This is a genomic window from Pseudomonas siliginis (assembly GCF_019145195.1).
Classification (GTDB): domain Bacteria; phylum Pseudomonadota; class Gammaproteobacteria; order Pseudomonadales; family Pseudomonadaceae; genus Aquipseudomonas; species Aquipseudomonas siliginis.
Genome location: NZ_JAHSTW010000009.1, coordinates 212498 through 224566, shown reverse-complemented (window position 1 = coordinate 224566; position 12069 = coordinate 212498). Strand labels below are relative to the sequence as shown.

At 62.1% G+C, this 12069-nt stretch carries 10 protein-coding genes and 1 pseudogene; 6 read left to right on the top strand and 5 right to left on the bottom strand.

Annotation, left to right across the window (positions count from 1 at the left end):
* Positions 1–2: 2 nt before the first annotated feature.
* The 3 genes from codB to KVG87_RS19030 all read right to left on the bottom strand — a co-directional run bounded on the left by codB (position 3) and on the right by KVG87_RS19030 (position 3155).
* Entirely contained in the window at positions 3–1274 is a 1272-nt protein-coding gene (gene codB / locus KVG87_RS19040) for a cytosine permease (protein WP_217852059.1), read from the bottom strand.
* Positions 1275–1633: 359 nt separating this feature from the next.
* Positions 1634–1990, bottom strand: a complete 357-nt coding sequence (gene queD / locus KVG87_RS19035) for a 6-carboxytetrahydropterin synthase QueD (RefSeq protein WP_007915588.1) — start codon at positions 1988–1990, stop codon at positions 1634–1636.
* Positions 1991–2075: 85 nt separating this feature from the next.
* Positions 2076–3155: a patatin-like phospholipase family protein gene (locus KVG87_RS19030; RefSeq protein ID WP_217852057.1), complete on the bottom strand. Its 1080-nt coding sequence runs from the start codon at positions 3153–3155 to the stop codon at positions 2076–2078.
* Between the two features lie 291 nt (positions 3156–3446).
* Between KVG87_RS19030 and KVG87_RS19025 the strand changes: the two genes are divergently transcribed.
* From KVG87_RS19025 to KVG87_RS19010, 4 genes are read left to right on the top strand one after another with little or no spacing between them, the layout of a single operon-like run.
* Entirely contained in the window at positions 3447–3755 is a 309-nt protein-coding gene (locus KVG87_RS19025) for a PepSY domain-containing protein (protein WP_016775414.1), read from the top strand.
* Positions 3755–4066 (top strand): PepSY domain-containing protein, encoded by a 312-nt coding sequence (locus KVG87_RS19020; RefSeq protein ID WP_016775413.1) that lies wholly within the window; start codon positions 3755–3757, stop codon positions 4064–4066. Before KVG87_RS19025 ends, KVG87_RS19020 begins: the two co-directional genes overlap by 1 nt.
* Positions 4067–4069: 3 nt before the next feature.
* On the top strand, positions 4070–4738 hold the full coding sequence (locus KVG87_RS19015) for a response regulator transcription factor (RefSeq protein ID WP_016775412.1): 669 nt from the start codon (positions 4070–4072) through the stop codon (positions 4736–4738).
* Positions 4735–6048: a sensor histidine kinase gene (locus tag KVG87_RS19010; protein WP_217852054.1), complete on the top strand. Its 1314-nt coding sequence runs from the start codon at positions 4735–4737 to the stop codon at positions 6046–6048. The genes KVG87_RS19015 and KVG87_RS19010 overlap by 4 nt, the downstream gene beginning before the upstream one ends.
* 131 nt (positions 6049–6179) lie before the next feature.
* Here KVG87_RS19010 and KVG87_RS26290 read toward each other — a convergent pair whose 3' ends face one another.
* Positions 6180–6935 carry a methyl-accepting chemotaxis protein gene (locus KVG87_RS26290; RefSeq protein WP_371699990.1) on the bottom strand — a complete coding sequence of 252 codons (756 nt, stop codon included), beginning with the start codon at positions 6933–6935 and terminating at the stop codon, positions 6180–6182.
* Positions 6936–7037: 102 nt separating this feature from the next.
* A pseudogene (locus KVG87_RS26285) lies at positions 7038–7184 on the bottom strand (HAMP domain-containing protein); the annotation flags it as partial.
* 1553 nt (positions 7185–8737) lie between these two features.
* Here KVG87_RS26285 and KVG87_RS19000 point away from each other — a divergent pair.
* Both KVG87_RS19000 and ctpM read left to right on the top strand, forming a co-directional pair.
* Entirely contained in the window at positions 8738–10054 is a 1317-nt protein-coding gene (locus KVG87_RS19000) for a Na+/H+ antiporter family protein (RefSeq protein WP_056791374.1), read from the top strand.
* Between the two features lie 200 nt (positions 10055–10254).
* Positions 10255–11937, top strand: coding sequence for a methyl-accepting chemotaxis protein CtpM (gene ctpM / locus KVG87_RS26410; protein ID WP_217852050.1), 1683 nt, complete (start codon positions 10255–10257; stop codon positions 11935–11937).
* Positions 11938–12069 lie beyond the last annotated feature (132 nt).

Here is a 12069-nt window from a genome sequence, read left to right as displayed (position 1 = left end):
TTTTATAGGTCTTGTAGTGGTGCGCTGGCGCGACGGGCGCCGAGCATACCGGTGACGATGACATACGTTAGCGCGGCAGCGGCGATCCCTACCAGCGGCGCGACCCAGGGCGAACTGAACGCAGCGACGGTGCCCACCCCGTAGGCCCCGAGCCCCGGCCAGTTGAACGCCGGCAACCGTGCGTCGGCCAGACGCGGGTAGTGCCCGCGCCAGCGATAGAAAAAGTCAGCCATGATCACCCCGCCAATCGGCGGAATCACCGTGCCGAGCAAGATGAGATACGGCACCAGCATGTCGTACATGCCGAGCAGGGCGAGCAGAGTGCCGATCACCGCGCCACCGAGGGTCACGGTCTTGCGCCGCCCGGTCCGCAGCAGGTTGCAGCCGGCCACGGCGAAGTTGTAGATGGTGTTGTCCTGCGTACTCCAGATGTTCAGCAAGAGCATGGCCATCGCGGCCATGGCGAAACCTTGCAACAGCAGCACTTCAACCACATCCGGCTGTTGATAGACGATCGCGCCATATGCGCCGATCAGCACCATCAGGCCGTTGCCGATGAAAAAACCGATCAGGCTTGCCAGCACTGCCACTTTTGTCGAGCGCGAAAATCGCGTCCAGTTGGTGGCTTGCGTTGCGCCGCTGACGAAGGTGCCGAACACCAGCGTGATCGCTGTAGACCAGTCCAGCGAACCGCTCGGCACCACGCTGAGCAAGCCTTCGAAGCCGCCGACTTTCACGGTCGCTGCCCACATCGACAGCATCAGCAGCAACATCATCGCCGGCACCGCGATGTACGAGAGAATCTCCAGTCCGCGATAACCGATGTACGCCGTGGCGCAGAAGCCGAGGCCGAACAGCACCATCAGGACCAGCACGGTGGTTTCATCGAGATTGAAATACTTGCCGATCACCACCGCTGCCGTCGCCGTGCCCCACGCGTACCAGCCAATCTGGGTGAAGCCGAGGATCAGGTCGCTGAGCTTGCTGCCAACTTCGCCAAAACAGAAGCGGCCCATCAGCACCGAATTGAGGCCGCTCTTGAAGGCGATGTAACCCAAGCCTGCCGCGTACAGACCGAGCAGCAGATTGCCGACAATGATCACCGCCATCATCTCGGCGAAACCGAACGCAACCCCGAGCTTGCCGCCGGCAAACATGGTCGCGGTGAAAAACGTGAAGCCCAGTAACACCATCGCCGTCGAGGCCAGGCCTTTGCGCGCGTGCATGGGCACTTCACTGAGCGGGTAATCGTTGCCGGGGGCGTTCTGCGTCATGGGGCAGTCCTTGCTGGAAGGGGAAGACGCAGAAGGGTTGCAGCGGTCGTGCCAAGCGGCGCAAGTGAACGAATGTGTAGACGCGACTGTGATTTTCAGCGCGAAAGCAGTGCACTGAATGCACCAGGAGCCCAATGTGGGAGCGAGCCGTCATGGGGCTGCCCTCTTGGCGGGGAGCGGACAGCATAGGCATAAAAAAACAGCCGTGGAGGCTGTTTCTGAACTCAATCCGGCACTGAACCCTGTGGGAGCGGGCTTGCCCGCGATGGCGTCGGAACATCCAACATTGATGTGTCCGACACTCCGCTATCGCGGGCAAGCCCGCTCCCACAGGGTTTTGCAGTGGTCTTCGGATCGGCTTATTCGCCGCGATAAATGCAGCCGCTGGTGCACGTCTCATGAATGCGGATCGCGCTGAGTTCCGGCAGCAATGGCTTCATCTCATTCCAGATGAATTTGGCCAGCACTTCGCTGGTCGGGTTTTCCAGGCCAGGAATGTCGTTCAGGTAGTTGTGGTCGAGGCGCTCATACAGCGGCTTGAAAATCGCTTTGATCTCGGAGAAATCGCGAATCCAGCCAGTGTGCGGATCGAGGTCGCCGCTCAGGTGCAGCGCGACCTTGAATGAGTGACCGTGCAGGCGTCCGCACTTGTGGCCGTCCGGGACGTGCGGCAGGCGGTGGGCGGATTCGAAAGTAAACTCTTTGAAGATTTCCACGGTATTTTCGGCTCTGTTCAGATGGCGTTCGCCGCAGCGATTCGGGCAGGCGGCGAGTTTATCAGCTTGTCTTTGGCCGTGCTGACTAAAGGGTCAGCAAGCGGTCGGCGAGGCGACCGTTGGCCGTCAGTTCGAGAAATTCGTCGCCCAGTCGCCGGCTCTCGTCCATCGCCGCGTGCCAGTATTTCTGCCGGCTCGGCGCATCGCCCATAAAGCGTTTGAAGTCATTTCGATCGGGCAGTTTGCCGTAGGGCAGGCGCGCCAGATATTCCTTCGATGGCGCGACCAGCAGCACATCCTGCAGACGCTGCACCGAAGCGCGGCGCCATGGCAGGGTCTTGTCGAACCAGCCGGGAATCACTCGATCGGTGAAGTGCGGATAGAGCACGATACCGTCGCCGCTGTAGGGCAGGTCGAGGTGGTAGTCGAGCAAACCGCCGTCACGGAACGTACCCGCGCCGGCGCCGGGCAGGTCGCGTACGCCTTCCATGACCATTGGAATCGACCCGGAAGCGAGCAGGGCCTGGCGCAGGTTGCCGGTGTTGAGGGCAACGAAGTGCGAGGGGAAATCGGTCAAGGCATCAAGCGGCGGCGCCAGGCGTGGATCGTGGATGATCAGCCGTTCGAAGTGCCGCGACAGCCGTGCACGACCGCGCAGGTTGTCGGCGATCACTGAACCCAGTGCCAGACCGAGGCGCCCGCGATGGTCTTCAGCGAGGCGGCCTTGGCTTTTCACCACCATGATGTTCAGTCGGTAATCGGCGTTTTCGAGGATGCTCGCATCGCGGCCGTCGAGCAGATCATTGAGCATGCGCTGCGAGCTCTGGCTGATCTCGGCCATGGTCACGCCTTTGTTGAAATGCTGCTCGGCGTACAGCTCACCGAGGCGGCGAATGCCTTCGGCGGCGTCCGGCAGGCAGGCGCTGGCGAAGCGCCAGGAACCTACCGACGCGCCGATCAGCGAACGCTCACGCGGCGCACTCGGCAGCCACTCGCCGAACAACGCCAGATCGAGCCCCTGAATCCCCAACGCCTTCGGCCCACCGGCCGCACCGGGCAGGGTGCCGACGTCAGCGGCGTGCAAACCTTGCGCACGAATCCGCGCCATGGCCCGTGGGCCGGCCTTTATGGTGAGAGCAGGAAACTTGATGTGGATGGCGGTCATACCGGTCTCGATCGTTAGCAAGCTGGCGATTATAAGCACATGTTGCAGGCCCATGTAGGAGTGAGCCTGCCCCACAAGGGGGGCAGACGCAAACCAGTGTGGGAGCGAGCCTGCTCGCGAAAGCGGTGGGTCAGAAACATCGTTGCAGCTGACACTGCGCCTTCGCGAGCAGGCTCGCTCCCACAGGGGACCTTGCCAGCAATGGGGCACAATGATGGCCATTCAGTTTCAGTTAAGTTGACCCCGCTATGGTGCCCACCGTAAGCAACATATAAGAATTCGGAGACATCCATGAAAACCCTGACTGCCCTGACCACTGCCTCGATCCTCGGCCTTGGCGCCAACACTGCGCTGGCGCGCGATCTCGGACCTGACGAGGCGCTTCGTTTGCGCGACGCTGGTACTATCGTCTCCTTCGAGAAGCTCAACGCCATCGCGCTGGAAAAACACCCCGGTTCGGAAATCACCGAGACCGAGCTGGAGGAAGAGTACGGCAAGTTCATTTACCAGATCGAACTGCGCGACCCGAAAGGGCTGAAGTGGGATCTGGAGTTGAACGCGGTCGATGGTGAAGTGCTCAGGGATCATCAGGATACGTAATGAAGCTGAATAGTCGCGCCACCCGCCTGACGGCGCTGGCGCTGGTGTTGTTGTGCAGCACGGCCATGGCTCGCGACCTCGATCAGGACGAGGCGCTGGCCCTGCGTCGCGATGGCGTGATCCTGCCGCTGGAGCAAGTGCTGCAGCAGGCCATGGATCGCTACCCCGGCGCCAAGCTGCTGGAAGTCGAGCTGGAAGAAAAACACGACGTGTACATTTACGAAGTCGAATTGCTGACGGTCGAGGGCGTGGCGCGCGAGCTGCACCTGAAGGCCGATACCGGCGAGTTAGTCAAAGACAAGGAAGATTGATCGATGCGTTTGCTTCTGGTGGAAGACCACGTACCGCTGGCCGACGAACTGCTCGCCGGCCTGCAACGCCAAGGCTACGCAGTGGATTGGCTGGCCGATGGTCGTGACGCGGTGTATCAGGGCAGCAGCGAGCCCTATGACCTGATCATCCTCGACCTCGGCCTGCCCGGCGTGCCGGGGCTGGACGTGTTGGCGCAGTGGCGCGCGGCCGGCCTGGCGATTCCGGTGCTGATCCTCACCGCGCGTGATTCCTGGGCCGAGCGCATCGAAGGGCTGAAGGCCGGCGCTGACGATTACCTGACCAAACCGTTCCACCCGGAAGAGCTGTACCTGCGCATTCAGTCACTGTTGCGCCGCTCCAAGGGCCAGGCCAACCAGCCGACCCTGCAAGCCGCCGGCCTGCATCTGGACGAAGGTCGCCAGTGCGTGGTTCGCGACGGCGCCGACATTCAGCTGACCGCCGCTGAATTCCGTCTGCTGCGCTATTTCATGCTGCACCCCGAACAGATCCTCTCGAAAAGCCACCTCGCCGAACACCTCTACGACGGTGAGACCGAGCGCGACTCCAACGTCCTCGAAGTCCACGTCAATCACCTGCGGCGCAAGCTCGGCAAAAGCGTGATCGAAACCCGTCGCGGCCAGGGTTACCTGTTCGGCGGGCAAGCTTCATGAGATCAATCCAGCGCCGTTTGAGCCTGGGTTTGATCAGTGTGATGGTGGTCGTCGGTCTGGTACTGGCGCAAACCAGCCTGTGGTTGTTCGAAGTCGGTTTGCAGCGCTACCTCGAAGCCGGCCTGCGCAACGACAGCGAGAGCCTGCTGGTAGCGCTGGTGCGCGGCCCGCAAGGTCTGCAACTCGATGAGCGGCATCTGTCGCCGGCCTATCAGCGGCCATTTTCCGGGCATTACTTTCGCATCGATTTTTCCGACAGCCACTGGCGTTCGCGCTCGCTGTGGGATCAGGAACTGCCGCTGCTGCAACATCCGGGGCTGCACAGCAACCTGCAACTGGGCCCGGGCGGGCAACGCTTGCTGATACTGCGCTCGGACTATCGACGCCTGGGTCAATCGATCTCGATCAGCGTCGCCCAGGATTACACGCCGGTCAGCGACAGCTTCCAGCGCATGCGCCAGATCGGCCTCGGCCTGGGGCTGGCGGCGTTGCTGCTGATCCTGTTCCTGCAACGCCTGACCGTACGCCGCGCGCTGAAACCGCTGGAACGCGCGCGCGAGCAGATCGCTCAGTTGCAACAGGGCCAGCGCTCGCAACTCGACGATCAGGTGCCGGTGGAATTGGAGCCGCTAGTGGCGCAGATCAACCATTTGCTCGCCCACACCGAAGACAGCCTCAAACGCTCGCGCAATGCCTTGGGCAACCTTGGCCACGCGCTGAAAACCCCGCTGGCGGTGCTGCTCAGCCTGGCCTCCAGCGACAAGCTCGATGACCATCCCGAGCTGCGCAGGATTCTCAAGGAGCAATTGGAGCAGGTGCAGCAGCGCCTCAATCGCGAACTCAATCGCGCGCGGTTGTCGGGGGATGCGCTGCCCGGCGCGTTGTTTGATTGCGATGCCGAGTTGCCGGGGTTGCTGGCGACGCTGAACATGATTCACGGCGAGCATCTGGCCTTGAGCTACGTCGCACCATCGGGTTTGCAGCTGCCGTGGGACCGTGAGGACTTGCTCGAACTGCTCGGCAACCTGCTCGACAACGCCTGCAAATGGGCGGATGCCGAGGTGCGCTTGGGTGTGATCGAACGGTCTGACGGCTTCGCCCTGAGCGTGGAAGATGACGGCCCGGGGATTCCCGAAGAGCAGCGGTCTCAGGTGTTCAGCCGTGGCACGCGGCTGGATGAGCAGACCCACGGGCATGGGCTCGGCCTTGGGATCGTGCGGGATATCGTCGATACGTGGGGGGGCTTGCTGGTGCTGGGCGAAAGCGAGTGGGGCGGGTTGAAAGTGGTGATTGAACTGCCTAAGCGCTAATTGCCAAAACACCCTACATCCCCTGTGGGAGCGAGCCTGCTCGCGAATGCAATCTGTCAGATAAATGTTCGCTGACTGACACGACGCTTTCGCGAGCAGGCTCGCTCCCACATTGGGTTTTGCGGTGGATTCTAGACCCGGAACTGATCCATCAACCGCTGCTGCTGATTCGCCAGGCTGTTGAGTGACTGACTGACCCGCGCCGACTCGTTCGCCTGCCCGGACAGCGATTCGGTCACATCGCGAATCGTCGCCACGTTGTTATTGATCTCCTCAGCCACCGCGCTTTGTTCTTCGGCAGCGCTGGCGATCTGCAGGTTCATGTCGCTGATCACCGTCACCGCATCGCCGATCTGCCGCAACGCCGTGACAGCCTGGCCAACCTGCTCAACGCTGCCCTGAGCCTGACGATGGCTGTTGCCCATCGAACCGACCACTTCCTGCGTGCCGTTCTGCAATTGCTCGATGACCTGGCGGGTTTCTTCCACCGACTCCTGAGTGCGGCGGGCGAGGTTGCGCACTTCATCGGCGACCACAGCAAAACCGCGTCCGGCTTCACCGGCGCGGGCGGCTTCGATGGCGGCGTTGAGTGCGAGCAGGTTGGTCTGCTCGGCGATGGCGCGGATGGTTTCCAGCACCGTGCCGATCTTCTCGCTGTTCGCAGCCAGCCCTTCGACCTGAACCATCGCTGCGCTCATGTCGGCGGCGAGGGTGTCGATGCTTGCGGTGGTGCGGTCGATCACGGTCAGGCCCTGACGGGTGGCGCGGTCGGCGTCCTTGGCCGCTTCGGCGGCCTGCGCGGCGCTGCGTGCAACGTCCTGGGCAGTGGCGCTCATTTCGTGGGACGCGGTGGCGACCTGATCGACCTGACGATATTGCTGCTCCATGCCGGCGCTGGTCTGAGTGGCGATGGCCGAAGACTGGTCAGCGGTGTTGCGCGCGTCCTGCACCGAGCGTTTAACCTCGGCAATGATCGGCTGCAATTTGTCGAGGAACTTGTTGAACCAACCGGCCAATTGGCCCAGTTCGTCCTGCTTGTCATAGGCCAGACGCCGGGTCAGGTCGCCTTCGCCGCTGGCGATGTCTTCAAGCATGTGCGCCACACCGAGGATCGGCTTGGTCACGCTGCGCGCCATCAGCCACACCAGCAACAGACCGATCAGCGCGGCGAACAGGCCCAGGCTCAGTTCGATCAGCGTGCCTGAGGTATTGCTCGCATCCAGTTGCTGCTTGAGCGCTTCGGCGCGGCTGACCAGGACTTTCTCCGGCACATCGAGCAACACGCCCCATGCCGGTCCGTCGGGAATCGGCTGGAACGGCGACAGCACTTTCAACTGGCCGTTGCTGTGCAGGCTGCTCACGCCAGTGCTTGAGGCGAGCAAGCGCAGCAACTCACTGCCGCTGGCCTGATCCACCGCATCCAGACGCTGGCTGAGTTTGCCGGCATCCGGGCTGTAACCGGCGAGCAGGCCGGCGGGGCTGACGATACTGACGGCGGTCTGACCGTCGTAAAGCTTGCGGCTGGCGTTCTGGCTGATCGCTTGCAGGCTGTTGAGGTTGATGTCGACCGACAGCGAGGCGATGACTTTGCCGTTGACCTGCAGCGGGAAGACGATGCTGGTCATCAGCACTTTGTGGCCGTCGATGACATAGAAGTACGGCTCGATCACGCAGGGTTTAAGCGTGGTGCGCGGGCAGGTGAACCAGGCGTTGGCGGCCTGACCGCTGGGGCCGGTGCTGGTGTCGCTCATGTCGCTTTCCGGCAGCGCCATCGAAGTGACTTTGCCCGGGGTCGGCTGCGACCAGTACAGGGCAAAACGGCCCTTGTCGTTGCTGCCCAGCTCAGCCTGATCGGCGAACAGTTCGTCCTTGCCGTCCAGCGTGTTGGCTTCGAACACCAGCGACAGGCCGAGCAGGTCCGGGTTGGCTTGCAGCGCGGATTTGACCTGACGGGTCATGTCCTCGCGCAGATCGAAGGCATCGAGAAAGCGCTTCTCGGCCTGCTCACGCAAAAACAGTACCTGCCGCGAGAAACCGTGGCCGTACTGATAGGCGTCCATGAACTGCTGACGAATGCCGGCGGCCTGCACTTCACCTTGCGACTCGATCCGCGCCTGCGCCGACTCGGTGAGCATCTCCATGCTCGAGGCCTTGACCAGCGCCGAGCTGTGTTCCATGCGATACAGCGAAAGACCGACCAACAGGGTCACGATACCGGCCAGGCAGAGGCCGGCGAGCAGGGTGATTTTCCATTGGATGGAAAGTTGTCTGAGCGACATGGAAAACATCCTTATCCGATAAATATCTGAGACTTTGCACTGTAGCGGCCGCGTTTCGGCTTTCTTTATGCCGTGAGCGCAATATGACCGATTGCCGCATGCGGGGCCTGTGGTCCTGTGGTCCTGTAGTCCTGTAGTCCTGTAGTCCTGTGGCGAGGGGATTTATCCCCGTTCGGCTGCGAAGCAGTCGTGACACCTGCGTATAGGGTTGTTTTGAAGTTTGCCGGGGGCGGCTTCGCCACCCAACGGGGATAAATCCCCTCGCCACAGGGCTTTGACACCGCCGCCACTCTGCGGCACAGTGCGCGCCCTCTAACAAGACCCTCTGTACACATCCGCCGGCCAACCCCGGGCGGACTCATCCTGTCTGGCGGTGTGTTTTCACCCGCAGTGTTTTTTGAGGTAGTGAAATGAATGCAGTCATAGCAGCCGTCGGCGTCATGCTGATCCTCAGCCTGTCGCGCGTGCATGTGGTGATCGCGCTGATCGTCGGGGCGCTGGTCGGTGGCCTGACCGGCGGTCTGGGCATCGACGCAACACTCAAGGCGTTCAACAGCGGTCTGGGCGGCGGCGCGACCGTGGCGTTGTCCTACGCCTTGCTCGGCGCTTTCGCCGTGGCAATCGCCAAGTCGGGCCTGGCCCATGCGCTGGCCGACAAGGCCCTGGCCATGGTGGATCGGCAGCATGCAACCGGCGGCGGTAACGTCAAATGGCTGCTGATCGGGCTGCTGTGGGTGGTGGCGATTGCCTCGCAGAACATCCTGCCGATCCACATCGCATTCATTCCGCTGCTGGTGCCGCCACTTCTATACGTACTGACCAAGCTGCAACTCGATCGCCGTTTGATCGCCTGTGTCATGACCTTCGGCCTGATCACCCCGTACATGTTTCTGCCGGTGGGCTTCGGCAACATCTTCCTCAACGAAATCCTGCTGGCCAACGTCGCCCGCAGCGGCGTCGACATCAGCGGCATCAATGTCACCCACGCCATGGGTATCCCGGCGCTGGGCATGGTTTTCGGCCTGGCGATCGCGTTCATCAGCTACCGTAAGAAGCGCGTTTATGACCTGGCCAAAATCGAACAGGTCGAGCAGACGGCGGTGCACTACAACCCGCTGAGCCTGATGATCGCCGGTGTGGCCATTGCTTCGGCATTCGTGGTGCAGTTGCTGCTGGACTCGATGATTATCGGCGCTCTGGTCGGGTTCCTGATTTTCTCGGTGTCGGGCATCGTCAAATGGCGCGAGACCGATGATCTGTTCACCGAAGGCATGAAGATGATGGCGATGATCGGCTTCATCATGATCGCCGCCTCAGGCTTTGCCGAAGTGATGAAGGCCACCGGGCAGGTGCAGACGCTGGTCGAATCGTCTGCAGCCTGGATTAATCACAGCAAAGGCGTCGGGGCTTTGTTGATGCTGCTGGTGGGCTTGCTGGTGACCATGGGCATCGGTTCGTCGTTTTCCACCGTGCCGATTCTCGCAGCGATTTTCGTGCCGTTGTGCGTGCAACTGGGCTTCAGCCCGATCGCCATCGTCTGCATCGTTGGCACTGCCGGTGCACTGGGCGATGCCGGTTCGCCGGCCTCGGACTCGACCCTCGGCCCGACCTCCGGCCTGAACATCGACGGCCAGCATCACCACATCTGGGACACCGTCGTACCGACCTTCCTGCACTACAACCTGCCGCTGCTGGTGTTTGGCTGGGTGGCGGCGATGGTTCTGTAAAAAATCCACAATTGCCCAATGTGGGAGCGAGCCTGCTCGCGAAGGCGTCGTGTCAGTCGACACACAGGTTGCTGAGCCAACGCTTTCGCGAGCAGGCTCGCTCCCACAGGGGACTGGGTATTTCCCGGACTCAACTTTTGCTCCGGCGTGCCGTTAAAGCCTTTAACCACGCCAACAAAATCAAAAGAGTGAGTCCCCCGATGCGCCTGAGTCTCAAGGCTAAAGTCCTGTCCCTTGCCGTTCTGCCGGTGCTGCTCTTTGCGCTGGTCATCAGCGTGACCACGCTGTTCATCCTCCAGGAACAGGCGCGCAAGGAGGTCGAACAGACCCGCGAGCGGCTGCTCAGCGACGCCAAGGCCACCCTGCAAAGTTACGTCGCCGTGGCCATGACCACGATTAAACCGCTGTACGACGCCGCCGCACCGGGCGACGACGCGGCGCGGGCGCAGGCGATCAAATTGCTCTCGGGCATCCGCTACGGCGAGGACGGCTACTTCTTCGGCTACGACTCCGAGACCGTGCGCCTGTTCAAGGCCAACGATCCCGATGGCGTGGGCAAAAGCTTCAAGGACAACCGCGATCCGAACGGCGTCTACGTCAACCTCGGCCTGGTCAAAGTGGCCAAGGACGGCACTCACTATCTGCAATACAGCTCGCCGCTGCCGGGCAACGCCAAGGTGCTGGTGCCGAAACTCGGCTACACCGAATACCTGCCGAAGTGGGACATGGCGGTCGGTACTTCGGTCAACCTCGACGGCATCGAAGCGCAAGTGGCGCAGGTCGAGGCGCAAGTGCAGGAGCGCGTGCAAGGCGTGGTGCTGAGCATTGTCGGCGTTGCGGTGCTGGTGCTGTTGGTGATCGCGGCGGCGGGCATGCTGCTGGCCAACACCATTCTGCGCCCGCTGACCCTTATGAAAGCCAACCTCGACGACATCGCGGCGGGCGAGGGCGACCTGACCCGGCGCCTGAACATCACCAGTCAGGACGAACTCGGCGAACTGGCCGGCTCGTTCAACCGCTTCGTCGACAAGATCCACGGCCTGGTGCGGCAGATCACCGAAATGACCACGCAACTGACCGGGCTGGTCACCCAGGTCTCGGAACAGGCGCAGCGTTCCGATCAGGCCATGGAGCGTCAACGCCACGAAACCGATCAGGTCGCCACGGCGATCAACGAAATGTCCGCCGCCGCCCAGGAAGTCGCCAAGAGCGCACAGAACGCCGCCGTCGCCGCTCAGCAGACCGACGAAGAAGGCCAGAGCGCCAAGCGCGTAGTGGCGGGCAGCATCAAACAGATTCATGCGCTGGTCGACGACATCCGCACCAGCGGCGTGTCGCTGGACAGCTTGCAGCAGGACGTCAGTTCCATCGTCGGCGTCCTTGGCGTGATCCGTTCGATTGCCGAGCAGACCAACCTGCTGGCGCTCAATGCGGCGATCGAAGCGGCACGTGCCGGTGAGGCCGGGCGCGGGTTTGCGGTGGTTGCGGACGAAGTACGCGCGCTGGCCAGCCGTACGCAGATCAGCACCCAGGAAATCCAGGGCATGATCGACCGCTTGCAAGCGGGCACGCAGCAAGCGGTAGAAGCGATGCGCCGTTCCAGCGAGGCCGGCGACGGCACTTCGCAGCAAGCCAATCAGGCCGGAGCATCGCTTGATGCCATGGCGCAGTTGATCGCGACGATCAACTCGATGAACGCGCAGATCGCCAGCGCAGCGGAAGAGCAGACGGCGGTGGCCGAAGAGATCAACCGCAGCGTGCATCAGATTGCCGTGGCGGTGGACAGCGTCGCCGATGAAACCCAACTGGGCGCGCAAACGTCGCGCAGTCTGGCGGAGCTCGGGCAGCGGTTGGGCAAGCTGGTCGGGCAGTTCCGTATCTGACGCAATTCTGGAGCCCTGCATAAACCCTGTGGGAGCGAGCCTGCTCGCGAAAGCTGTGTATCAGACGCTGCTCTGATATCAGACGGACCGTATTCGCGAGCAGGCTCGCTCCCACAATTGGATTTGTGTGGG